Source organism: Lysobacter sp. CCNWLW3 (assembly GCF_036697405.1).
Lineage (GTDB): Bacteria > Pseudomonadota > Gammaproteobacteria > Xanthomonadales > Xanthomonadaceae > Lysobacter.
The window spans coordinates 36,653-58,609 of record NZ_JBAHWA010000002.1 but is presented as its reverse complement, the minus strand read 5'-3'; the positions used below and the strand labels follow the sequence as shown (position 1 = coordinate 58,609).

Annotated in this window: 21 protein-coding genes; 6 read left to right on the top strand and 15 right to left on the bottom strand. The window is 70.1% G+C overall.

Annotation, left to right across the window (positions count from 1 at the left end; genetic code table 11):
• Positions 1–19 precede the first annotated feature (19 nt).
• From V1318_RS05405 to V1318_RS05370, 8 genes are all read right to left on the bottom strand, one after another.
• Positions 20–1,252, bottom strand: coding sequence for a D-alanyl-D-alanine carboxypeptidase family protein (locus V1318_RS05405; RefSeq protein WP_332938418.1), 1,233 nt, complete (start codon positions 1,250–1,252; stop codon positions 20–22).
• Between the two features lie 211 nt (positions 1,253–1,463).
• Positions 1,464–2,894, bottom strand: a complete 1,431-nt coding sequence (locus V1318_RS05400; RefSeq protein ID WP_332938417.1) for a septal ring lytic transglycosylase RlpA family protein — start codon at positions 2,892–2,894, stop codon at positions 1,464–1,466.
• Positions 2,891–4,054: a lytic murein transglycosylase B gene (gene mltB, locus V1318_RS05395; RefSeq protein ID WP_332938416.1), complete on the bottom strand. Its 1,164-nt coding sequence runs from the start codon at positions 4,052–4,054 to the stop codon at positions 2,891–2,893. Before mltB ends, V1318_RS05400 begins: the two co-directional genes overlap by 4 nt.
• A gap of 424 nt (positions 4,055–4,478) precedes the next feature.
• Positions 4,479–5,594, bottom strand: coding sequence for a rod shape-determining protein RodA (gene rodA / locus V1318_RS05390; RefSeq protein WP_332938415.1), 1,116 nt, complete (start codon positions 5,592–5,594; stop codon positions 4,479–4,481).
• Entirely contained in the window at positions 5,591–7,819 is a 2,229-nt protein-coding gene (gene mrdA, locus V1318_RS05385) for a penicillin-binding protein 2 (protein ID WP_332939002.1), read from the bottom strand. Before mrdA ends, rodA begins: the two co-directional genes overlap by 4 nt.
• A 39-nt stretch (positions 7,820–7,858) precedes the next feature.
• Complete coding sequence (gene mreD / locus V1318_RS05380; RefSeq protein WP_332938414.1) at positions 7,859–8,344, bottom strand: rod shape-determining protein MreD; 486 nt, start codon at positions 8,342–8,344, stop codon at positions 7,859–7,861.
• Positions 8,341–9,393, bottom strand: a complete 1,053-nt coding sequence (gene mreC / locus V1318_RS05375) for a rod shape-determining protein MreC (protein WP_332938413.1) — start codon at positions 9,391–9,393, stop codon at positions 8,341–8,343. The genes mreD and mreC overlap by 4 nt, the downstream gene beginning before the upstream one ends.
• Before the next feature lie 169 nt (positions 9,394–9,562).
• Positions 9,563–10,609, bottom strand: a complete 1,047-nt coding sequence (locus V1318_RS05370; protein ID WP_055908252.1) for a rod shape-determining protein — start codon at positions 10,607–10,609, stop codon at positions 9,563–9,565.
• A 338-nt stretch (positions 10,610–10,947) separates the two neighbouring features.
• Here V1318_RS05370 and V1318_RS05365 point away from each other — a divergent pair, with 338 nt between their 5' ends.
• A complete protein-coding gene (locus V1318_RS05365) occupies positions 10,948–11,880 on the top strand; it encodes a carbohydrate kinase family protein (protein ID WP_332938412.1) in 933 nt (310 codons plus the stop codon).
• A gap of 112 nt (positions 11,881–11,992) precedes the next feature.
• Here the strand turns inward: V1318_RS05365 and V1318_RS05360 are convergent, their stop codons facing one another.
• The 4 genes from V1318_RS05360 to V1318_RS05345 are packed head-to-tail and all read right to left on the bottom strand — an operon-like array spanning position 11,993 to position 16,409.
• The gene (locus tag V1318_RS05360) at positions 11,993–12,724 is read right to left on the bottom strand and encodes a GH25 family lysozyme (RefSeq protein ID WP_332938411.1); all 732 of its coding nucleotides are present in this window, start codon (positions 12,722–12,724) and stop codon (positions 11,993–11,995) included.
• A complete protein-coding gene (locus V1318_RS05355) occupies positions 12,721–13,446 on the bottom strand; it encodes a hypothetical protein (RefSeq protein ID WP_332938410.1) in 726 nt (241 codons plus the stop codon). Before V1318_RS05355 ends, V1318_RS05360 begins: the two co-directional genes overlap by 4 nt.
• 39 nt (positions 13,447–13,485) lie before the next feature.
• Positions 13,486–14,406, bottom strand: coding sequence for an alpha/beta hydrolase (locus V1318_RS05350; RefSeq protein WP_332938409.1), 921 nt, complete (start codon positions 14,404–14,406; stop codon positions 13,486–13,488).
• 56 nt (positions 14,407–14,462) lie between these two features.
• Positions 14,463–16,409 (bottom strand): M1 family metallopeptidase, encoded by a 1,947-nt coding sequence (locus tag V1318_RS05345; RefSeq protein ID WP_332938408.1) that lies wholly within the window; start codon positions 16,407–16,409, stop codon positions 14,463–14,465.
• A gap of 214 nt (positions 16,410–16,623) precedes the next feature.
• On the opposite strand from V1318_RS05345, the gene V1318_RS05340 reads away from it, so the two are divergent.
• Complete coding sequence (locus V1318_RS05340; protein WP_332938407.1) at positions 16,624–17,364, top strand: 3-oxoacyl-ACP reductase family protein; 741 nt, start codon at positions 16,624–16,626, stop codon at positions 17,362–17,364.
• Between the two features lie 7 nt (positions 17,365–17,371).
• Positions 17,372–17,704 carry a multidrug efflux SMR transporter gene (locus tag V1318_RS05335; protein WP_332938406.1) on the top strand — a complete coding sequence of 111 codons (333 nt, stop codon included), beginning with the start codon at positions 17,372–17,374 and terminating at the stop codon, positions 17,702–17,704.
• 43 nt (positions 17,705–17,747) lie between these two features.
• On the opposite strand, the gene V1318_RS05330 is transcribed toward V1318_RS05335, so the two are convergent.
• Positions 17,748–17,960: a hypothetical protein gene (locus V1318_RS05330; RefSeq protein WP_332938405.1), complete on the bottom strand. Its 213-nt coding sequence runs from the start codon at positions 17,958–17,960 to the stop codon at positions 17,748–17,750.
• Between the two features lie 22 nt (positions 17,961–17,982).
• Positions 17,983–18,747, bottom strand: a complete 765-nt coding sequence (ubiE, locus tag V1318_RS05325; protein ID WP_332938404.1) for a bifunctional demethylmenaquinone methyltransferase/2-methoxy-6-polyprenyl-1,4-benzoquinol methylase UbiE — start codon at positions 18,745–18,747, stop codon at positions 17,983–17,985.
• A gap of 146 nt (positions 18,748–18,893) precedes the next feature.
• On the opposite strand from ubiE, the gene V1318_RS05320 reads away from it, so the two are divergent.
• Positions 18,894–19,370 (top strand): GNAT family N-acetyltransferase, encoded by a 477-nt coding sequence (locus tag V1318_RS05320; protein ID WP_332938403.1) that lies wholly within the window; start codon positions 18,894–18,896, stop codon positions 19,368–19,370.
• 115 nt (positions 19,371–19,485) lie between these two features.
• Positions 19,486–20,148 carry a DUF2306 domain-containing protein gene (locus V1318_RS05315; protein ID WP_332938402.1) on the top strand — a complete coding sequence of 221 codons (663 nt, stop codon included), beginning with the start codon at positions 19,486–19,488 and terminating at the stop codon, positions 20,146–20,148.
• On the opposite strand, the gene V1318_RS05310 is transcribed toward V1318_RS05315, so the two are convergent.
• Positions 20,125–21,246 carry a helix-turn-helix transcriptional regulator gene (locus tag V1318_RS05310; RefSeq protein ID WP_332938401.1) on the bottom strand — a complete coding sequence of 374 codons (1,122 nt, stop codon included), beginning with the start codon at positions 21,244–21,246 and terminating at the stop codon, positions 20,125–20,127. The genes V1318_RS05315 and V1318_RS05310 overlap by 24 nt on opposite strands.
• Before the next feature lie 112 nt (positions 21,247–21,358).
• Between V1318_RS05310 and V1318_RS05305 the strand changes: the two genes are divergently transcribed.
• Positions 21,359–21,814, top strand: coding sequence for a nucleoside deaminase (locus V1318_RS05305; protein WP_332938400.1), 456 nt, complete (start codon positions 21,359–21,361; stop codon positions 21,812–21,814).
• The last annotated feature ends 143 nt before the right edge of the window (positions 21,815–21,957 follow it).

Here is a 21,957-nt window from a genome sequence, read left to right as displayed (position 1 = left end):
CACGCTGCGATGCGGTCGCTCACTCCGACTCCCACCACATCCAGAACTCGTCCCACAGGCGCTTGAAGAAGCCGCCCTCTTCGACCGCGTTGAGCGCGACCAGCGGGCGCTGGGCGATGACCTTGCTGTCCAGCACCACCTTGACGGTGCCCACGGCCTGGCCCTTCTTGATCGGGGCGACCAGGGTCTTGCTGACGTCCATGCTGGGCTTGAGCTGGGCGTACTTGCCGCGCGGCACGGTCACCAGCAGCGGCTCGGCGACGCCGAGCTGGGCTTCGTCGGCGCTGCCCTTCCAGACCTTCTGCTTGGCGATGGACTTGCCGGCATCGTAGAGGCGGTGGGTTTCGTAAAAACGGAAACCCCAGTTCAACAGCGCCTGGCTGTCGACGGTACGCTGGTCGTCCGAGGTCGAGCCCATCACCACCGAGATCAGGCGCTGGTCGCCGCGCAGGGCCGAACCCATCAGGCAGTAACCGGCGCCGGAGTGGTGGCCGGTCTTGATGCCGTCGACCGAGGGGTCGCGCCACAGCAGGCGGTTGCGGTTGGACTGCAGGATCGGGCCGACCTTGAGTTCCTTGATCTTGTTGTACGAGTACGCGACCGGGAAGTCGTGGATCAGCGCGCGGCCGAGCAGGGCCAGGTCGCGCGCGGTCGAGTAATGGTTTTCCTGCGACAGGCCGTGCGGGTTCATGAAGTGCGTGTTCTTCATGCCGATGCGCGCGGCGTACTGGTTCATCAGCGCGGCGAAGGCGTCCTCGCTGCCGGCGACGTGCTCGGCCAGGGCGATCGCGGCGTCGTTGCCGGACTGCACCACCATGCCCTTTTCCATGTCGATCAGCGGCGCGGTCTTGTTGACCTCGAAGCCGGAGTAGCTGCCGTCGGTGGCCGCGCCGCCCTTGCGCCAGGCGTTCTCGGTCATCATCACCTGGTCGCTGTCCTTGATCTTGCCGCCCTTGAGCTCGGCGGCGATCACGTAGCTGGTCATGACCTTGGTGATGCTGGCCGGCTCGACCCGGGTGTCGATGTTCTCGCCGGCGAGCACGTTGCCGCTGGCGGCGTCCATCAGCACCCAGGCGCTGGCCTTGATCGCCGGCGGCGGCGGCACGGGCAGCGAATCGCTGGCCGGCGGCAGGGCCGCGGCGGGCTTCGGGACGGGCGACTGCGCGAAGACCAGGCCGGCGGTCGAGGTGACCAGGCAGGCCGCGACGAACGCGGCGAGCGCGGCGGCGCGAGGGGTGAAGCGGGCTTTCATCGTTCAACTACTCCGGGCAGCCGGTCTCGTGCCGGCCTGGGCTGGGAATTCTGCGCTGGAATCGCCCGTCCGGGGCGCTCCAGATCGGCGGGGCCGGGCCTGCGCCCTGCCCCTGCGTTCGATGCGGCCGTCCCGGGCCGCGATCGACGGCGGGACGTCCTGTCCCGCGCCGCTCCGGACAGGCCGGAGCGAGGTGTAACTCCTGGCGCGCTCAGTCGCGCACGCGCTGCGGTTGTCCGAAGCCCAGACCGACGATGCGCGCGGCAAGTTCCGGCGCGGCGGCGGCCTGCAGCGGACCCACGCGCAGGCGCCAGACCTTCTGACCGTTGGCGTTGCCGTCGAGCAAACGGGCCTCGTCGATGCCCGCGCTCTTGAGCATGCCCAGGGCGCGGTCGGCGTTGCTGCGCGCGCTGAAGCTGGCGACCTGCAAGGTCACGTCTTCGCCGCGCGGCACCTCGTTGCGCTCGATCGCGGCGGCGACCACGGTCGCGGCCTTGGCCGGGCTCGGCGGCGGCGGCGCCTTGGGCGGCGCCGGCAGCGCGGCGGCGGCGACCGCCTCGGCCTTCTGGCGTTTCTCCAGGGCGCGGCGCTCGGCGCGGCTGAGCTTGCGCGGCGGCGCACTCTCGATACGCACCGCCTTGCCGGTGGCGACGCGGACCTGGCGCGACTTCATCCACAGCTCGAACTCGTCGGCGCTCATGGTCTTGCCGTTCTGCATCATGTCGAAACGGTAGTCGCCGCCCGGCTTGACCGCCGTGGCGGCGGTCGCGACGGCGGCGGTCGGTTGGGCGGCTTGGCCGACGGGCTTGGCCGGCTTGCCGGTGGCGATGCGCGCGCCCGGCGGCAGTTCGCCCGCATTGGCGCTGGCGACCGGCATCGCCGACACCAACCGGTCCATCGCGCTGGGCGCGGCGGGCTTGGCGGCGGCGACCGGCGGCGGATTGTTGGCGGCGTTGGCGTACACCGGCGGCGGCGCCTCGCCCGGATGCAGCGCGCGCACCTCGACCCGGCCGGTGCCGCGCTGGGTGATGCCCAGCTTGACCGCGGCGGCGTAGCTGAGATCGATCACGCGGCCGTCGTGGAAGGGGCCGCGGTCGTTGACGCGCACCGTCACCGATTTGCCGTTGTCCAGGTTGGTCACGCGCGCGAAGCTCGGCAGCGGCAGCGACTTGTGGGCGGCGGTGAAGGCGTACATGTCGTACACCTCCAGGTTGGAGGTGCGGCGGCCGTGGAATTTCTGGCCGTAGTAGGACGCGGTGCCGGTCTCGACGTAGTCGTCGTGGCTGTCGAGCACGCGGTAGGTCTTGCCCAGCACGGTGTAGGGCGAGCGGTTGCCGAAGCGCGAGCGCGGCTCGGCGACGATCTCGGGTTCCGGTATCGCGTCCACGTCGGGCACGTGGTCCGGCGTGCTGTCGCTGACGCCGGGCTTGTACAGGCCGCCGGCGGTGTAGTTGCCGCGCGTGCGCGGATCTTCCTGGGCCGCGGCGTAAGGCGATTTCTTGCGCCCGCCGGAACCCGGCAGGCCGGCGCGGTGGACGCCGTCGCGGTCGGGCAAGGCGACCGACTGGGAAGCGGGTTTCCTGGGGGCGCTAGCGCAGGCCACCAGGGCCAGGGGCAGGATCGCGGCGATCAGCCGCTTCATGCCGGAGGCTGTCCGTTGCTGTTCGCGGCCAAGGGATTCTCCCGTCCGGCGATCGCCTCCGACAACTGGTACACCGCCATCGCGTAGTGGGCGGAGATGTTGTAACGGGTGATCGCATAGAAGTTACGGAAGCCCAGCCAATACTCCGGCCCGGCGACGCCTTCCAGATTCAACAGGGTCGCCGTTTCGGTCGGCGCGACCGCGCCCAGCGGACGGTAGCCGCGCGCGGCCAGGTCGCTGAGCGGAATGATCGGATCCAGGTTGTCGGGCTTGAAGTCCAGGGCGTTGGCGTCGCGATTGGCGCGCACCACGATCGGGCCGCCGCGCACCCAGCCGCCCTTCTTGACGAAGTAGTTGGCGACCGAGGCGAACACGTCGTCGAGATCGGTGAACAGGTCCTTCCTGCCGTCGCCGTTGCCGTCGACCGCGTACTGGCGGTAGCTGGACGGCATGAACTGGCCCCAGCCCATCGCGCCGGCGTAGCTGCCGGTCAGGGTGGCGATGTCGAGCCCGGTTTCCTTGCCCATCGCGAACAGCTGGCCGAGCTCGTCGCGGAAGAAGGCCTCGCGGCGGTTCTCGCGCTCGGCCTTGGCCGGATCGCCGGTGCGCGGATAGGCGAACGCCAGCGTGTACAGCGCGTCGATCACCGGATAGCTGCCGGTGTTGCCGCCGAAGCTGGTCTCGACGCCGAGGATGGCGACGATGACCTCGGCCGGCACGCCGGTCTGCGCCTCGACCCGCGCCAGTCGCTCGCGGTGCTGCGCCAGGAAGGCGCGGCCGCCGTCGATGCGCTTTTGGGTGATGAAGATCGGACGGTAGTCGCGCCAGGGCTTGGCCTCGGCCGGGCGCGACATCGCCGCGACGATGCTGTCGCGGATCTGCGCCCGGGCCAGCACCGACTCGATATAGGCCGGATCGATCGAATACTTGGCCGCGGTATCGCGCACGAACGCGGCGCGGGCCTGCTCGATCGGCATCGGCACCACCGGCGGCGGCAGATGCGCGAGCGGATCGGGCTTGGCCGCCGGCGGGGCCGGGACCGGCGCGGGCGCCTGCGGCTGGGCGGCGGTCGGGGGCGGCGCCTGGGTGGCGCAAGCCGCCAGAGCGAGCGTGAGCGCGCAAATCGCGGCGCGGCGTACGGTATTAGGGCGTCGAATCATCGCCGCGAGGGTAGCACGCGAAAACAGCGGCCAAAACCGTGAATTCGTGAAGATCGCGGCCGATAGTCAGGTTTTGTTGCTTATTGGGGCCATGCTGGCGGCAGCGGTGTTGGGGGCTGCACGCGGTCGTGGAGCGCTCGCGTCTCTCTGGAGCCCCTCGCCCGCTGGCGGGGTGAGGGGCAGCGCTTGCGAGCCATCGGCTCGCGCTGCACCGAACGCCCGATCGCCAGGCGATCGGGCCGGGGTGCGGCTTGCGGTGAGGGCTGCCGCGAGCGCGCAACTCCACCGCATCCGCCGCCCTCATCCGCCGTTCGGGAAGCTCCTGTCGCAAACGGGGAGAAGGGATATCGGGCCCGCGCCGTCGCGATGGTGCGGTTCGCTGCGCTCACCACACCCTACGTCTTGGCCGCTCTCCCGCCGCCCCTCAGCGCCCGCCATGCACCGGCCGGTGCGCGCGCACCGCCATCACCACGCCCAGGCCGGCCAGCAGCGAGACCGCCGAGGTGCCGCCGTAGCTCAGCAGGGGCATGGGCACGCCGACCACCGGCAGCAGGCCGGCGATCATGCCGCCGTTGACGATCACGTAGACGAAGAAGGCCAGGCCCAAGGCGCCGGCGATCAGGCGCGAATAGCCGTCGCGCGCCTCGGCCGCGATCCACAGGCAGCGCCCGACCACGAACAGGTACAGGCTCAGCACCACCGCCACGCCCAGCCAGCCGAATTCCTCGCTGAGCACGGCGAAGATGAAGTCGGTGGTGTGTTCGGGCAGGTAGTTCAGATGCGACTGCGAGCCCTGCAGCCAACCCTTGCCGGTCATGCCGCCGGCGCCGATCGCGATCTTGGACTGGATGATGTTCCAGCCCGTGCCCAGCGGATCGGACTCGGGGTTGAGGAAGGTCAGGATGCGATCCTTCTGGTACGGCCTCAGCAGCCAGAACCAGGCCACCGGCGCGATCGCGGCGACGCCGCCGAAGGCCGCGCCGAACCACCACCAGGGCAGTCCGGCCAGGTACAGCGCGAACGCGCCGCTGATGCCGACCAGCATCGCGGTGCCGAAGTCGGGCTGCAGCAGGATCAGCAGGGTCGGCACCGCGATCACCACGCCGGCGACCAGCACCGAGAAGAACCTGGGCGGCAGCGCCTGGCGGTTGAGGTACCAGGCCACCATCATCGGCAGGCTCAGCTTGAGCAGCTCGGCGGGCTGGAAATAGAAGACCTTGAGGTCGATCCAGTGGCGGCCGTGCTTGCCGGTGCCGATCACCAGCACCAGCAGCAGCGGCAGCAGCGAGGCGCCGTAGATCAGCGGGGTCCAGTTGCGCAGCTGCGAGGTCGGCATGCGCGACAGCGCCCACATCGCGACCAGGCCGGCGCCGAAGCGCGAGCCCTGCGCCAGCACCATGCGCATGGAGTGGTCGCCGGCGCTGTACAGCACCGCCAGGCCGATCGCCATCAGTGCCAGCAAGGCGCCCAGCAGGGGCAGGTCGACCGTGCGCAGCGCGCGCGCGATCAGATCGAACAACCAACGCAGGATCACCCTCACCGGCGCGGCTCCGGCGGCGGCGCTGCGGCGTTCCCGGGCGGCGACGGCGCGGCGGCGTTACCCGGCGGCGGAACCGCGGCGCCGTTCGCCGGTGGCGCCGCCGTCCCGGCACCGCGCGCCTGCGGCCCTGCGCCCGCTTGCGGCGCGGGGCTGGGAGCGAGCGCCGCCCGGCCGCGCTGCGCGCTCACCGTAGGCGCGTTCGCATGGCCCTTGGCCGCCTCGGCGGCCAGCGCCTGCGGGCTCAGCGCGCCGACCGCGAACGCCGGCGATACCAGCGCCGGCGTATTGGCGACCACGCCGTCCTCGGCCGCGGCCAGGGCGGCCTGCGCGGCGGTCGTGGCGACCGGCGCGGCCAGCGGCGGGATCGCGTTGCGCTCGGCCGGATCGGGCTCGGGCATCTTGCCCAGCAGCCAGGCGTCGAAGATCTTGCGCGCGATCGGGCCGGCGGAACTGGCGCCGTAGCCGCCGTGCTCGACCACCACCGCGACCGCGATGGTCGGGTTGTCGGCCGGCGCATAACCCACGAACAGCGCCTGATGGCGCAGGTGGTAGGGCAGCGAGTGCGGGTTCATGCTGACGTTGCCGCGGCGGCTGATCTTCTGCGCGGTGCCGGTCTTGCCCGCGCTCTGGTAGGGCGCGCCGCGCACCAGGCTGGCGCCGGTGCCGCCGGGCAGCATGGTCCCGACCATGCCTTCCTGGACCGCGCGCAGGTGGGCGGGGTTGTCGGTGATGCGGCTGGGCGCCGGTTGTTCGACCGCCGTCCACGGCGACTCGTAGCCCTCGCGACGCTCGCGCACCAGGTGCAGGCGGCGCAGGTCGCCGCCGTTGGCGATCGCGGCGGTGCCGCGCACCAGCTGCAGCGCGGTCGCGACCCAGTAGCCCTGGCCGATGCCGGCGATCACGGTCTCGCCCGGATACCAGCCTTCCTTGCTGCGCTTGGCCTTCCACGTCGCCGAAGGCACCACGCCGCTGTTCTCGCCGGCCAGGTCGATGCCGGTCGGCCCGCCGAAGCCGTATCTGCGCATGTACTGCTCGAAACGGGCGATGCCCATCTCGTAGGCGAGCTTGTAGTAGTAGTAGTTCACTGACTGCGAGATCGACTTGCGCAGGTCGGTCCAGCCCGCGCCGCCGTGGGCGTCGCGGTAGCCGCGCTTCTGACCCGGGATGTGGAACTCGCCGGTCGAGAACACCTTGTCCTCGGCGGTGCGCAGGCCGCTGTCCAGGCCGGCCAGGCCGATCAGCGGCTTCACCGTCGAACCCGGCGGGCCGCCGCCGAGCACGTTGCGGTTGAACATCGGCCGCGAGGGGTTGTCCATCAGCGCGCGGTAGTCGACGCTGGAGATGCCGTTGACGAACAGGTTGGTGTCGTAGCCCGGCAGGCTGACCATGGCCAGGACCTCGCCGGTGCGCGGATCCACCGCCACCGCCGAGCCGTCGAAATCGCCGAACGCGGCCACCATCGCCCGCTGCAGGTCCAGGTCGATGCTCAGGCGCAGGTCCGCGCCCGGCTGCGCCGGCACGTGCCCGACCTGGCCCATCGGGCGGCCGTCGACGTTGGTCTCGATCTTCTCGTAGCCGATCTTGCCGCGCAGCGCTTCCTCGTAATAGCGCTCCAGGCCGGTCTTGCCGACATGGGTGAGGGCCGCGTTGCCCTCGGCCATGGTTTCCAGGTCCTTGGTGTCGATGCGGCCGACGTAACCGATCACGTGCGAGAGCAGTTCGCCGTAGGGATAGCGCCGGTTGAGGTAGGACACCAGCTCCACGCCCGGATAGCGCCAGCGATCGACCGAGAAGCGCGCGGCCTCCTCGTCGCTCACGCGCAGTTTCAGGGTGATCGGCTTGAAGCCGCGCGTGGCCTTGCGCTCGTTCTCGAAACGCTGGATGTCCTCGGGCGACAGCGAGATCAGCTTGGCCAGCGACGGCATCCAGGTCTCGGTCTTGCCGGCTTCGCTGGGGGTCACGTCGATGCGGAACGCCGGCACGTTGTCGGCCAGGATCCGGCCCTTGCGGTCGTAGATCAGCCCTCGCCCCGGCACCACCGGCCGCAGCTTGATGCGGTTGGCGTCGGAGCGAGTGACGTAGTCGGCGTGCTGCAGTACCTGCAGGCGGTAGTACCAGAAGCCCAGCCCGAGCACGCCCAGCAGCACGAACGCGAACGCGACCGCGGCGCGGCGGCGGAACTGGTCGGCCTCGGCGGCGGCATTCTTCAGCACCCGCTTGCGCAGCGGGTGCGGGCCGAACCAGCGGCGACGCGGGCCCACGGCTCAGCGCCTCCGCCAGGTGCCCAGGCGCAGCGCGTCGAGCAGCAGGAAGATCAGCGGCCACAGCAGCAGGCCCGACAGCGGCGCCAGCCAGAACGTCGCCGGCAGGGTCGGTTCGCCCAGGGCGACGTGGATCGCGGCGGTGACGATGCGGTCGTTGAGCATCAGGCCGCCCACCCACAGCGCCTGCTGCCACAAAGGGAAAAAGCGCAAACGCGCGCGGAAGCGCTGCAGGATGAAGGTCATCACCACCAGCCGCAGCGCCTGCTCGCCGAACAGGCCGCCGTAGACCAGATCGCCTAGCAGGCCGATCGCGAACGCGAAACCCAGGCCGGCGCGATCGGGGTCCTCGATCACCCAGTACGCCAGCACCAGCGCCAGCCAGTACGGACGCAGCGGCTGCAAGGCCAGCGGCAGCGGCAGCAGGCCCAGCAGCAGCGCGGCGATCAGGCTCACCGGCAGCACCCAGTGTTGGCGGGTACGGGTCATCGGCGCGGCTCGCGGGGGGCAGGACCGGTGGGCGGGGTCGCGCGCGCGGGCGCGGGCGATGCCGGCGGATTCGTCGCCGGATTCGTCGCCGGATTCGTCGCCGGCGCGGCGTTGGCGGCCGCGCTGCCGGTGGCGGCGCTGCCGGCGGCCGTGGCCGCCGCGGCGGGCGGAGGCGCGGTGGTATCGAATTCTTCCGGATTCACCGGCGGCGGCATCGACAGCAGCACCAGCACTTCGCGGCCGCGGTCCAGCTGCGCCGCCGGCTTGACGTCGCCGATCAGGAAGGCGCGGCTGTCGTCGGGGCGCAGCGCGGCGATGGTGCCGACCGGGAAGCCCGGCGGGAAGCGTCCTCCCAGGCCCGAGGTGACCAGTTGGTCGCCGACCTTGACGTCGCTGGACAGCGGCACGCTGGCCAGGCGCAGGATGTCGCTGCGGCCGTCGCCGTAGACCACCAGGCGCACGCCGTTGCGCGCCACCGCCACCGGCACCGCGTGCGAGGGGTCGGTGATCAACAGCACGTTGGCGTGCATCGGGTTGACGCCGATGATCTGGCCGAGCAGGCCGCCGGCGTCGATCACGCTCTGGCCGGTACGCACGCGATCGCGGCTGCCGGCGTCCAGCACCAGGCGCTGACGGGTGGGGTCCAGGTCGATGTCGAGGATGGGCGCCAGCACCACGTCCAGGTTGCCGCGCTCGGCCGCTTCGAGCAGGCCGCGCAGGCGGCTGTTGTCCGCGACCAGGGTTTGCAGCCGCGCCATGCGCGCCTGGTTCACCAGCAGTTCGTTGCGCAAGCGGCGGTTGTCCCGGGTGAGCTGGCTCAGGGTGCCGGCATCGTCGTGGATGCGCTCGGCCAAGCGTCCGGGCCAGCCGGCCACGGCCCACAGCGGCGCGATCGCCACGCCGGCCTGGCGGCGGGCCTGGTTCAACCAGCCGCCGCGGTGATCGAGCACGATCAACACCACCGCCAGCGCCAGATAGGCGAGCAGGCGCAAGGTCCCTGCGACATCACCAATGCGGGCGGTGGTAGGAGGACCGGCGTAGGCAGGCATTGAGGCCGGGAATCGGGAATGGGGAATGGGGAATCGGAAAACCGCGACGCAGCGATCTGGCGCCGACGGCATCGTCCAAGCTGCTACTCAACCATCAAACCGTCAATCGAGAACCGGGCCGGCGGGAATCGCTTGGCGATTCCCCATTCCCGATTCCCGATTCCCGGCCTCATTCCGGCGCGAAGAACTCGTTGCCGTGCATGTCGACCAGCTCCAGCGCACGGCCGCCGCCACGGGCGACGCAGGTCAGCGGATCGTCGGCCACCTGCACGTGCAGGCCGGTCTCCTCGCTGATCAGACGGTCCAGGTCGCGCAGCAGGGCGCCGCCGCCGGTCAGCACGATGCCGCGCTCGGCGACGTCGGCGCACAGCTCCGGCGGGGTCTGCTCCAGCGCCAGCTTGATCGCCGAGACGATCCCGGCCAGCGGCTCGCGCAGCGCCTCGAGCACTTCGTTGGAATTGATCAGGATCATCTTCGGCACGCCCTCGGCGAGGTTGCGGCCGGAGACTTCGATCGTGGCCGCCTTCTGCTGCGGGTAGGCGCAACCGATCTCGAGCTTGATGCGCTCGGCGGTGGCTTCGCCGATCAGGGTGCCGTAGGTGCGGCGCACGTAGTTGATGATGGACTCGTCGAAACGGTCGCCGCCGATCCGGACCGAGGCCGAATAGACGATGCCGTTGAGCGCGATCACCGCGACCTCGGTGGTGCCGCCGCCGACGTCGACCACCATCGAGCCGCGCGCCTCGGTCACCGGCATGCCGGCGCCGATCGCCGCGGCCATCGGTTCCTCGATCAGGTAGACCTCGCGCGCGCCGGCCTCTTCGGCCGATTCCTTGATCGCGCGGCGCTCGACCTGGGTCGAGCCGCAGGGCACGCAGACCAGCACGCGCGGGCTCGGACGCAGGAAGCGCGACTTGTGCACCTTGCGGATGAAGTGCTTGAGCATCTCTTCCGTGTAGGTGAAGTCGGCGATCACGCCGTCCTTCATCGGGCGGATCGTGGTGATGTGGCCCGGGGTACGGCCCAACATCTGCTTGGCCTCGCCGCCGACCGCCGCAACCGTACGGTTGCCGCCGATCAGCCGGTCCTGGCGCACCGCGACCACCGAAGGCTCGTTCAGGACTATCCCTTGTCCACGCACATAAATGAGGGTGTTGGCCGTGCCCAGGTCGATGGACAGGTCATTGGAGAACATGCCGCGAAACTTCTTGAACATCGGGGGATAGGCCGTCAAAAGGGAGGCAAGAAGAGGTTCGCTAGCCTAACGCCCGCCCCCCCTGCGAGCAAGGAAAAACAACGCTTTCCGACGCTTTCCGCCGTTAGGGGTCATCCGCCGGGCCGGCTCCGAGCCGGGCCCGGTCCCGGGCCGGTCCGAGCCTGAATAGGGCATCGGTCCCTGGAGCGGTTCGAATCCTGATTTGCGTCACAAACTGGCCGGACGGCTCCGCAGCGGCTACCCTACGCCGCCGGGCGGCACAGGGCCGCCGTTTTTATGGCCGCTCCGCGCCCGCACGGCGCCGCAAGGAGCGGCCTCTCAACATTGGGGTTTCAGCGATGTCTGCACTGATCTGCGGTTCTCTGGCTTACGACACCATCATGGTGTTTCCCGACCAGTTCAAGAACCACATCCTGCCGGACAAGGTCCACATCTTGAATGTGTCGTTCCTGGTCCCGCGCATGCGCCGCGAGTTCGGCGGCTGCGCCGGCAACATCGCCTACAACCTCAAGCTGCTCGGCGGCGATCCGATCCCGATGGCCACCGTCGGCCAGGATTTCGGCCCCTACCGCGAGTGGTTCGAAGAGCAGAGCATCCGCCTCGACCAGGTCAAGGTGATCGACGAGCTGTTCACGCCGCAGGCCTTCATCACCACCGATCACGACAACAACCAGATCACCGCCTTCCATCCGGGCGCGATGATGCGTTCGTACGAGAACCACGTGCGCGACGTCGCCGGCGTCAGCTTCGGCATCGTCAGCCCCGACGGCCGCGAGGGCATGCTGCAGAACGCGACCGAGTTCGCCGAGGCGGGCATCCCCTTCATCTTCGATCCAGGCCAGGCCATGCCGCTGTTCAACGGCGAAGAGCTGCGCCACTTCATCGAACAGGCCGACTACGTCACCGTCAACGACTACGAGTCCAACCTGCTGCAGGAACGCACCGGCTGGAGCGAGAAGCAGATCGTCGAACGCGTGAAGGCCTACATCACCACGCGCGGCCCGCACGGCTCGCTGATCCACACGCCCGAAAAGACCTACGACATCCCGCCCGCGCACGAGCGCCGCGTGACCGACCCGACCGGCTGCGGCGACGCCTTCCGCGCCGGCCTGATCTTCGGCATCGAGAAGGGCTACGACTGGCTGACCATCGGCCGCATGGGCAACCTGATGGGCGCGCTCAAGGTCGAACATCCGGGCACCCAGAACCAGCGCTTCGATTACGACGAATTCGCCGAGCAGTTCCGTCAGCAGTTCGGTTACGCGCTGTAAGCCGCCGCGCCAGGCGCGCGTCGCGAGCGAAGAATCCCGGCCATGCGCCGGGATTTTTTTGCCCCGCGTTCGCGGCCCGGCGAGCGCGACAGGCCCGCGACGATGGCGCGGTTTACCGCGGCAGGCGCTGCGCCGCGCGCCAGCGCGCGAACGCCGCGGCGTCGCCGTCGAACACGTTCAAGTCCACCGGCCCGTCGATGCCCTGCACGCGGCCGCGATTGTGGTACTGCCACAGCGCCCAGGGCGCGCTGGCGTCGGGCGCGCGCACGATCGCGCGCCGCCACAGCGCGCGCGGCGGCAGATCGCGCCGATGGGCGGCGAGGAATTCCGGAGTGACGTAAAGCAAGGCGCGCCGGCCGTAGGCGGCTTCGACCGCGGCCAGGTAGGCATCGAGTTCGCGCCGCAATTCGGCGCCGTCGGGGTTGCGCCCGCAGTTGCCGCCGAACTCCAGGTCCACCGCCGGCGGCAGGGCCTGCGCGTCGGGCGCCGCGGCAGCCAGGAAGTTGCGCGCCTGCTCCGCGCCCGGCTTGCACCAGGTGAAGAAGTGGTAGGCGCCGACCGCGAGACCGGCCGCGCGCGCGTCGCGGCGGTTGCGCTGGAAACGGCGGTCGCGGTGGTCGCCGCCTTCGCTGGCCTTGAGGTAGGCGTAGGCGACGTCATCGGCCGCGACCGCGCGCCAATCGATCGCACCCTGGTGGTGGGACACGTCGATGCCGCGCACGGGATAGCGCGCGCGATCGGGCCGCCAATGCAGGAACCACAGCCAGGCCAGCGACAGCGTCAGCAGGGCCGCCGCGCTCAGGCCGACCCAGGCGGCGGCGATGCGCCAGCCGCGTGAGCTCATTTCCAGCCCGGCATCCGGCTGGCGTCCAGGCCGGCGACCTCGAACACCGCGGTGCGGGTGCCGCCGGCCTTGACCGGGAACTCGATCGCGATGGTCTTGGCGCCGCGCACGGTGCGCCACAGCATGCGCTCGTCCTCGATGAACATCGCCGTGGCCTCGTCGGTCTTGGGCCGGCTGGCGGCCACCGGCTTGGGCGCCGCGTCGTCGACCTTGAGCTTGACCTTGCAACCGCCGTAGCAATCGAAATCGCCGGCCTGCAGCACCAGATAACTGCTACGGCCCCATTCGGGATGGTCGCGGAAGATCAGCCGGACCTCGCGCGGACCGCCGCCATCGGTGTCGATGTGTTCCTTGGCGTAGAGCGCGGCCGAGCGCTGCTCGCCGCCGGAGAGCACGGCCTGGGTCTGGTACGACCACAGCGCGGCCAGACGGCGCGTCTCCAGCGCCTTGACCGCCTCGACCTTGGCCACTTCGTACTGCGCCTTGATCCGCGCCGCGGCCTGGCTGTTCGGGTACTGCGCCGTCAGCACGTCGCCGTGCGCGCGCGCGACGTCCCACTTGTTCAGCGCCACCGCCGCTTCGAAGGACTTGGCCATCTCCTCGGCGGCCTTCTCGTCGGCCGCGGCCTTCACCGCGGCGGCGGCCTGGGGATCCTCGGCCGGCTTGCAGGCGGCGAGCGCGAGCGTGGCGGCGAGCAGCAACATCGGAGTCCTGAGGTTCATCGTGGGCGTCTCGTTTCGGTTCGTTGGATACCAAAGGGTTCAGGGCGGGCCGGCGAGTTCGCTCACCGCCCGGGCGACCGCGTCGGGGCGCTCCACCGGCGACATATGGCCGCAGCCGTCCAGCAGCAGCTGCCGCGCCTGCGGGATGCGCGCGGCGTACAGCGCCATCGCGCTGGCGTCGATCACCGCGTCCTGGCGGCACCATAGCAGCAGCGTGGGCTGGCGGATGCGGGCCGCCTCGTCGCCGGGCAGGAAGCGTTCCGGGCCGCGGCCGATGCGGTCCAGCACGCCCTGCTCGAAGGCGGCGTCGCGCTTGCGGCGTGCGATGTAGATCTCGTCGGCCGGCCACGGGATCGGCGGCTTGGCGGCCGCGTCGAAGAACACCGTGTCGAGGTAGCGCTGCAAGCTGCCGCCGTCGTCGACCGCGAAGGGATTGCGCCCGGCCAGCACTTCGATGCCGAAGCGGTTGTCGCGGAAGCGCACGCCGGCGGCGTCGAACAAACCCAGCCGGTCGACCGTGCGCGGATGGCGCGCCGCGGTCAGGGCGGCGATGCCGCCGCCCATGGAATGCCCCAGCAGCACGACCTGGCCGCCGCGCGGGCGCGCGACCTGTTCGATGAAACGCGCCAGGCGCGCGCTCTGGGCGACGAAGCCGTAGTCGCCGCCGTCGCGACGCTGGCTTTCGCCCCAGCCCGGAAGGTCCGGGATCAGCAGCCGGTAGCGGCCGCGCAGGCGTTGCGCCAGCGGATACCAGTTTTCCTTGCTGCCGGTGAAGCCGTGCACCATGACCAGGGTCGGCGCGCCGGCCGGCGCTTCGTCGGCGTAGGCGTAGACCCAGCGATGGTCGTCGATCTTCAGGCTGTCGCGCGACAGCCCGGCGGCGATGCGCTGGCGGTTGTAGTCGGCCAGCACCACCCGATAGGGGTCGCGCCACAGCAGCACCGCGACGGTCGCAAACAACGCGGCCGCCACGAGGGCGGCCGCGAGTCCGACTCGACGCCAGCGCATGGCGTCCTTTACTTGGCCGCCTGCGGCGCGGCCTTGGCCTTGGCGATCACCGCTTCGACCGACTCGGTCGTGATCGGGTGATAACCGGGCCGCGCCTTGGCGAAGGTGTCCTCGGCCAGCTTCAGGCCGGCGGGCGTCTTCACCAGTTCGCTGTAGGTCGGCATGATCAGCTTGCGGCGGCCGATGCGCTGCAGGAAGGCGGCGACCGCGGCGTTGGCCTGGGTATAGCCGCTGCGCACCGTCAGCGGATACCAGCGCTGCGCGATCTCGCCGTTGGGCGTGCCGGTGATCTTGTAGGCGGCGTCCAGGGCCTTGAGCTGGTCGACGCTGAGCGTCTCCGGCATGCCCTCGATGAAGTGCACCCATTCCTGGGTCGACCACTTCGCGGTCGCGGCCTGGTCCGGCAGGGTGCCGGCGTCCAGCCAGGCCTTGCGCGCGGCGTCGATCGCGTCGAAGCGCGCCGACGGCGTCTGCGGAGCGTTGGCCGGGATGCCCGGCTCGTACAACCAGGCGTCGAACTCGGCCTGCGTCACCTTGCCCGGATATTTGTCCAGCAGGTTGGCCTTGGCGTAGTCGACGAACTGCTGGGTCGAAATACTCTGGAAGGCGAAGTGGTCGAAGTAGCCGCGCAGGAAGGCGTCGAAGTTGTCGCGGCCGTAGCGCTGCTCCAGGAACTGCAGGAACCAGGCGCCCTTGGTGTAGACGGTGCCGGTCAGGTTGTTGTCCGGATCGTCCAGAGCACCGGGCTTGATCGCCAGCGCCTGCAGCGGCTTGTTGTCGTCGGTGAACTCGCTGCGCAGCTCGTTGCGGCCGATCAGGCTCTCCATGTCGGCGCGCTCCTTGCCGTAGAGCACTTCGACGATGCGGTTCTCGACGTAGCTGGTGAAGCCCTCGTTGAGCCAGGCGTCGTTGGAGGTGGAGAAGGTCACCAGGTTGCCCGACCAGCTGTGCGCGAGCTCGTGCGCGATCAGCGAAACCAGCGATTTGTCGCCGACGATCGCGGTCGGGGTGGCGAAGGTCAGGCGCGGGTTCTCCATGCCGCCGTAGGGGAACGACGGCGGCAGCACCAGGATGTCGTAACGCTGCCAACGGTAGGGGCCGTACAGCTTCTCGGCCGTCTCCATCATCTTCTCGGTGTCGGAGAACTCGGCCGCGGCCTTGGGCGCCATCGCCGGCTCGGCCCATACGCCGCTGCGCTGCGAGATCGGCTGGAACACCAGGTCGCCGGCCGCGATCGCCAGCAGATAGGACGGGATCTTCTGCGGCATCTTGAATTCGTAGTCGCCGTCGCGCGGCGCCTTGGGATCGTTGTCGGCGCTCATCAGCACCATCGCGTCCTTGGGCGCGGTCACGTGCGCGGTGTAGGTGAAGCGCACGCTCGGCGTGTCCTGCAGCGGCACCCACGAACGCGCATGGATCTGCTGCGACTGGCTGAACATGAAGGGCGTCTTCTTGCCCTCGGTCATCGCCGGGGTCAGCCATTGCAGGCCCGACGCGTCCGGCGAGGTCTTGTAGGTCACGCGCACGCGCGCGTTGCGCTCCGGCGTCTCGATGGTGAGCTTGCTGCCGAACAGCTTGTCGGCCGGCGCCAGCGCGAACTTGAGATCGTTCCACTTGCCGTCGCTGCGCTCGCCGACGATCTTCTCGATGTTCAGGCCTCGCGTGTCCAGCACCAGCTGGGTCGCGGTCTTGTCGACCCAGTTCAGGGTGTAGGTGGCCGAGCCGCTGAGCTGCTTGTGCTCGAAGTCGACCGCCAGCTGCAGGGCGAGGTCGTCGATCCGGACCTTGTCCGGCTGGGCGTAGGAATGCTCGTCGACCACGGAAGGACTGGTCACGGCGGTCTCCGTCTTGGCGGCGGCGGGAGGGGCGGCGCCGTCGGCGGGCGGCGCGGCCTCGCGCGAGCAACCCAGGGCGAGCGCGGCGGCGAGGCAAACGGTGAGGATCGAATAACGCATGGAAGGCCCACGGCAAGGGATCGAGCCTTCGAGTTTAGCGCCTAGTCCGGCCGGGAACACCGCGCAGCATGGCGGTTCGCGCGCCCGCGGTCAGCGCCGGCGCCGCAACGCTGATTTCCGCGCCGGGCCGCTGCAACAGTCAGTCCCGCGCGCCCGGCTGCGCGGCCGCGCGCGGGCGCCTAGGATCGATCGCCTCCCCTTTCGGAACAAGACGATGACCCCTCTGGCAGGCAAAGTGGCGCTGGTGACCGGCGGCAGCCGCGGTATCGGCGCGGCCACCGCGCAGCGCCTGGCGCGCGACGGCGCCGACGTGGTGCTGACCTACGCGGCCTCGCAGGACCGGGCGCTGGCCGTGGTCGCGGCGATCGAAGCCGGCGGCCGCCGCGCGCTGGCGATCCGCGCCGACAGCGCCGACCCGGACGCGGTGGTGGCCGCGGTCGAGCGCACCGTGGCCGAGTTCGGCCGCATCGACATCCTGGTCAACAACGCCGGCATCTTCATGTACGGCCCGTTCGAGGACGAGTCGCGCGAGAGCTTCGAGCGCGCGATCGCCATCAACGTGCAGGCGCCGTTCGCCGCCGCCCAGGCCGCGTCCAGGCACATGCGCGAGGGCGGCCGCATCATCACCATCGGCAGCTGCCTGGGCGAGCGCGTGGGCGCGCCGGGCATGACCCTGTACTCGCTGACTAAGTTCGCCACCGTCGGCCTCAGCAAGGGCCTGGCCCAGGACCTGGGCGCGCGCGGCATCACCGCCAACGTGGTCCAGCCCGGCCCGATCGACACCGAGATGAACCCGGCCGACGGCGAAGGCGCCGAGCACCAGCGCGCCGGCCTGCCGCTGGGCCGTTACGGCGAAGCCGAGGACGTGGCCGACACCGTCGCGCATCTGGCCGGTCCGGGCGGGCGATTCATCACCGGCGCGGCGATCTCGGTCGACGGCGGCTTCTCGGCCTGAGCCGGCGATGACGCGCGCGGCGATGTGGGCCTGGGCGCTGCTGGTCGGCGCCGGGCTGCTGGAAATCGTCTGGGCGATCGCGCTCAAGCACAGCGAGGGCTTCTCGCGGCTGTGGCCGAGCGCGATCGGCGTGAGCGCGGCGATCGCCAGCCTGGCGATGCTGACCCTGTCGCTGCGGTGGCTGCCGGTCGGCACCGCCTACGCGGTCTGGGTCGGCATCGGCACGGTCGGCGTGGCGATCGCCGGCATCCTCGCCTTCGGCGAAGCCGCGACCGCGGCGCGGCTGCTGTGCCTGGCGCTGATCGTGGGCGGGGTGATCGGGTTGAAGTTGGTGGGCTGAGCAAAAGACCTGCAACGGCCTGAGGAGCGAGCCGGCCATCGGGCTACCAGAAGATCACCCACAGCACGAAGCCGATCGCCAGCGAGGCGACGAACACCAGCGCGCCGACCAGGTTGAAACCGCTGGCGCAATCGCCGCAATAGCGGCCGCGCGACGACGACGGAATCCACAGCCACGCCAGCGGCAGGAACAGCCACCACTGCACCGAGGCCTCGGGGCTGGCGGGCTGTTCCTCGCACCACTTGCACAGGGCCATCGTCGCGCCTCCGGCGCCGGGATCAGACCTTGTAGCCGGTATGGATCGCGACGATGCCGGCCGACAGGTTCTTGTAGTCGCAGCGCGCGAAGCCGGCCTCGCCCATCATGCGCTTGAGCTCGTCCTGCGGCGGATGCTTGCGGATGCTCTCGGCCAGGTACTGGTAGCTGTCGCTGTCGTTGGCGAACAGTTTGCCCAGCTTGGGCAGGATGTTGAAGGAGTGGAAGTCGTAGATCGGCTTGAACCACTCGGCCTTCACTTCCGAGAACTCCAGCACCCGCGCCTGGCCGCCGACCTTGAGCACGCGCTGCATCTCGCGCAGGGCGGCGTCCTTGTCGGTGACGTTGCGCAGGCCGAAGGCGATGGTGACCAGGTCGAAGCTGGCGTCCGGGAACGGCAGCTTCTCGGCGTTCATCTGCACGTACTCGAAGCCGCCGACCTTGCCCATGTCGGTCATGCGGTCGCGGCCCACGCGCAGCATGGCGCCGTTGATGTCGCCCAGCACGATGCTGCCGCTGTCGCCGACGCGGTCGCGCAGCAGCAGGGCGATGTCGCCGGTGCCGCCGGCCAGGTCGAGCACGCGGTCGCCGCGCTTGACCTGGGCAGTGCTGACGAAATAGCGCTTCCAGACCCGGTGCACGCCCAGGCTCATCAGGTCGTTCATCAGGTCGTACTTGCCGGCGACCGAGGAGAACACCTCGCCGACCAGTTTCTGCTTCTCGCCCGTGGGCACGTCGCGGAAACCGAAGTGGGTGGTGTCGCCGGGCTTTTGGGTGTGTTCGCTCATGGGCTGGATTATCGCATGGCGGTCGTGGGGCTTCCGGAAAGACGGCCCTGGCCCCGACCGCTTGCGCGTTTGGCCCCCTCTCCGGTGTACGGGAGAGGGTTGGGGTGAGGGCAGCGCAATCCCGCCTGCTGCGGCATCATCCCGATATGACCCCCGCCCCTAGCCTGCGCTGGCAAGCCAAGCCCTACGCCGAACTCGAACGCGACGAGCTCTACGAGCTGCTGCGCCTGCGCGCGGAAGTGTTCGTGATCGAGCAGAACTGCGTGTATCTGGACCCGGACGGCAAGGACCGTCACCCCGAGGCCCTGCACCTGCTCGGGCGCGCGCCCGACGGCGCCCTCGCGGCCTATCTGCGGATCCTGCCGGCCGGGCTCAGCTACCCGCAGGTCAGTTTCGGCCGGGTCCTGACCGCGCCGGCGTTCCGCGGCCAGGGCCTGGGCGATCCCCTGATCGAGGCCGCCCTGGCCGCGATCGAAGCGCGCTGGCCTGGCGCCGACGTCCAGATCGGCGCCCAGGCCCATCTGCAGGACTACTACGGCCGGCACGGCTTCGCGCCCTCCTCCGAGCCCTACGTCGAGGACGGCATCCCGCATATCGACCTGCTGCGGCCCGGGCGCGGCTGAACCCGGCCGGGGGCGACCGATTCGGCCGTCCCGGACGTACGAATCCGCCGATTCGGACGACCCGCCGCGCCGCCGCGATCAGGCTGGGGCCTCCTGAATCCTTTGGAGGTGCGGCATGTGGCGTGGCACGGTCTGGTTGCGCGGGACGGCGGCGCTGGTGTTCGGCCTGGGCTGCCTGGCGGTGGCGCTCTACGCCTTCACCTTCTTTTCCCGCGACACCAGCCTGGACAATCCCTTCGACGCCCGCTTCGTGGTCTCCGGTTGGGACGTGCCCGGGCATATCTTCGGCGCCGGGCTGGCGCTGCTGCTGGCGCCGTTGCAACTGATCGGCGCGATCCGGCGGCGCTGGCCGCGCCTGCACCGGCTCGGCGGCGGCGTCTACGCCGGTGCGATCCTGATCGCCGCGGTCTCGGCGCTGTCGCTGTCGCGCCATTCCCAGGGCGGCGCGGCCAGCGGTTCGGCCTTCGCCCTGCTGGCGCTGGTCTGGGTCGGCTGCACCGCGACGGGTATCGCCTACGCGATCCGCCGCGATTTCGAGAACCACCGCCGCTGGATGCTGCGCAGCGTCGCCCTGACCGCCTCCGCGGTGACGCTGCGGATCATGCTCGGGGTCGGCGCGGGCGCGATGCAGTGGCCGTTCCTGCCGGTCTACATCACCGCGGCCTGGGCCTGCTGGACCGTGAATCTGGCGCTGTGCGAGCTGATCCTGCGCTGGCCGGCGCTGCGTGCGCGGCTTGCCGCGCGGCGCAGGCCCTTAACCGGCCTCGCGCGCGGTTGAGGCCGCGTCCGCATGGCGCTGGCGGTAGGCGCTGGGCGTCTGACCAAGCTGGCGCTTGAAGGCGGCGTTGAAGGTGGATTTGGAGGTGTAACCGCAGGCGTAGGCGATATCGAGGATGGTGCGCGCGTCGTCGACGTCGGCCAGGCAGGCGCTCGCGGCCTCGATGCGCTGGCGGTTGATGTAGTCCCAGAAATGGCCTTCGAAGCGGCGGTTGATCACCGCCGATACCAGGTATTCCGGATAGCCGCTGCGCTTGGCCAATTGGCCGATGGTCAGCGCGGGCTCGCGGTACAGCTGCTCCTGCGCCATCAGCTGCGCCAGGCGCGCCTCGACCGCGGGGAAGCGCGGGTCGTCGGCCGCCGGCTCTTCCGGCTTGGCCTCGTCGGCGGGCGGCGGCTCGGCAGCCACCGCGACCTGACGCAGGCTCAGGTATCCGACCACGAACACCCAGCCCACCACCGCGCCGTAGATCAACGGGTAGTCGATCCAGGGGATGCGCATCAGCCACTGCATCAGCGCGATGCACCAGATCACGATCTGCGAGACCGCCATCGCGTCGATCCAGTGCAGGGACATGCGATCGGCGTCCGAGCGCCGTCGCAGCAGCCCGCGCCGATAGCGGCGCACGCGCACCAGTCCGGCGACCACGTAGCTCAGGCTGTAAGCGAACAGCAGAATGTCCAGCCAGGGCCGGCCTGGCCAATGCCCGCCTTCGCGCAGGTGCCGGAAGAAGGCGCGATCCTGCGCCGCGTCCTGCAGGAAGAAGCCGGCGTTCACCGCCAGGGCGATCGCGAACCCGGTCATGTGCAGCAGATCGCGGCCCTGCAGCGCGCGCGCTTCGGTCAGCGCGCGCACATACAGATAGAACAGGGCGCCGTAGAGGAACGGAAGCAGGCTGACCAGCCGGTAGGCCTTCAACAACTCCGGCGCGGGGCCATCGAAGTACACCGCCTTCACCGCCAGATCGATGCCGATCAGCGCCACCCACCCCGCCAATACCCGATTGGCCTGCGCATTCACCGGCCGCCGCCACAGGGCCAGCGCCAGCAACGCGGCCTGCGCCGCGCCTATCGTGAATACCAGGCTCCAGAAGATCATGCGGCGCGGATCGGACGGCGTGGCGGCGGAGGCGCCGATTATGCCCCCGCCGCGCCTCTCGACCGCATCGGGCCGGCGCGCCAGACTGCGCGTCTGTCATCAGGAGTTCCGCATGATCGCCACCCCCGACTACCGCGCCCTGCTCGCCACCGCCGTCGCCGAAGCCCGCCAGGGCCTGGCCGAGGGCGGCATCCCGATCGGCGCGGCGCTGTACCACAACGACGGGCGCCTGCTCGGCTGCGGCCATAACCGCCGCATCCAGGAAGGCGACCCGTCCGTGCACGGCGAGACCGATGCCTTCCGCAAAGCCGGCCGTCAGCGCCGCTACCGCGACACCATCATGGTCACCACCTTGGCGCCGTGCTGGTACTGCAGCGGCCTGGTGCGCCAGTTCAACATCGGCACCGTGGTGGTCGGCGAGTCGGTGAACTTCCAGGGCGGCGTCGACTGGCTGCGCGCGAGCGGCGTGGAAGTGATCGACCTCAACGACGGCGAATGCATCGACATGCTCGGCGACTACATCGCCGCGCATCCCGAGGTTTGGAACGAAGACATCGGCGAAGATTGATTGCCGCATCGCAGCCGCGACGCACGTCGCGGTTGCGGTATCGGCGACGCTTGAGACCGCGATCCGTCGTCATGCGACGGTGCTACCCTTGCCCTTGCAGGGGTGATCAATGGAATGGTGCGTCCATCCATGCAGCGGTACTC

What these genes read in the sequence shown, in the direction of transcription:
- V1318_RS05340 (WP_332938407.1), top strand. Translation starts at nt 16,624, where the DNA reads ATGACCCCTCTGGCAGGCAAAGTGGCGCTGGTGACCGGCGGCAGCCGC.
- mreD (WP_332938414.1), bottom strand. Translation starts at nt 8,344, where the DNA reads ATGACCCGTACCCGCCAACACTGGGTGCTGCCGGTGAGCCTGATCGCC.
- V1318_RS05330 (WP_332938405.1), bottom strand. Translation starts at nt 17,960, where the DNA reads ATGGCCCTGTGCAAGTGGTGCGAGGAACAGCCCGCCAGCCCCGAGGCC.
- V1318_RS05360 (WP_332938411.1), bottom strand. Translation starts at nt 12,724, where the DNA reads ATGAGCTCACGCGGCTGGCGCATCGCCGCCGCCTGGGTCGGCCTGAGC.
- V1318_RS05405 (WP_332938418.1), bottom strand. Translation starts at nt 1,252, where the DNA reads ATGAAAGCCCGCTTCACCCCTCGCGCCGCCGCGCTCGCCGCGTTCGTC.
- V1318_RS05345 (WP_332938408.1), bottom strand. Translation starts at nt 16,409, where the DNA reads ATGCGTTATTCGATCCTCACCGTTTGCCTCGCCGCCGCGCTCGCCCTG.
- V1318_RS05305 (WP_332938400.1), top strand. Translation starts at nt 21,359, where the DNA reads ATGATCGCCACCCCCGACTACCGCGCCCTGCTCGCCACCGCCGTCGCC.
- V1318_RS05335 (WP_332938406.1), top strand. Translation starts at nt 17,372, where the DNA reads ATGACGCGCGCGGCGATGTGGGCCTGGGCGCTGCTGGTCGGCGCCGGG.
- mreC (WP_332938413.1), bottom strand. Translation starts at nt 9,393, where the DNA reads ATGCCTGCCTACGCCGGTCCTCCTACCACCGCCCGCATTGGTGATGTC.
- V1318_RS05315 (WP_332938402.1), top strand. Translation starts at nt 19,486, where the DNA reads ATGTGGCGTGGCACGGTCTGGTTGCGCGGGACGGCGGCGCTGGTGTTC.
- ubiE (WP_332938404.1), bottom strand. Translation starts at nt 18,747, where the DNA reads ATGAGCGAACACACCCAAAAGCCCGGCGACACCACCCACTTCGGTTTC.
- mltB (WP_332938416.1), bottom strand. Translation starts at nt 4,054, where the DNA reads ATGATTCGACGCCCTAATACCGTACGCCGCGCCGCGATTTGCGCGCTC.
- V1318_RS05400 (WP_332938417.1), bottom strand. Translation starts at nt 2,894, where the DNA reads ATGAAGCGGCTGATCGCCGCGATCCTGCCCCTGGCCCTGGTGGCCTGC.
- V1318_RS05355 (WP_332938410.1), bottom strand. Translation starts at nt 13,446, where the DNA reads ATGAACCTCAGGACTCCGATGTTGCTGCTCGCCGCCACGCTCGCGCTC.
- V1318_RS05365 (WP_332938412.1), top strand. Translation starts at nt 10,948, where the DNA reads ATGTCTGCACTGATCTGCGGTTCTCTGGCTTACGACACCATCATGGTG.
- V1318_RS05310 (WP_332938401.1), bottom strand. Translation starts at nt 21,246, where the DNA reads ATGATCTTCTGGAGCCTGGTATTCACGATAGGCGCGGCGCAGGCCGCG.
- V1318_RS05320 (WP_332938403.1), top strand. Translation starts at nt 18,894, where the DNA reads ATGACCCCCGCCCCTAGCCTGCGCTGGCAAGCCAAGCCCTACGCCGAA.
- V1318_RS05370 (WP_055908252.1), bottom strand. Translation starts at nt 10,609, where the DNA reads ATGTTCAAGAAGTTTCGCGGCATGTTCTCCAATGACCTGTCCATCGAC.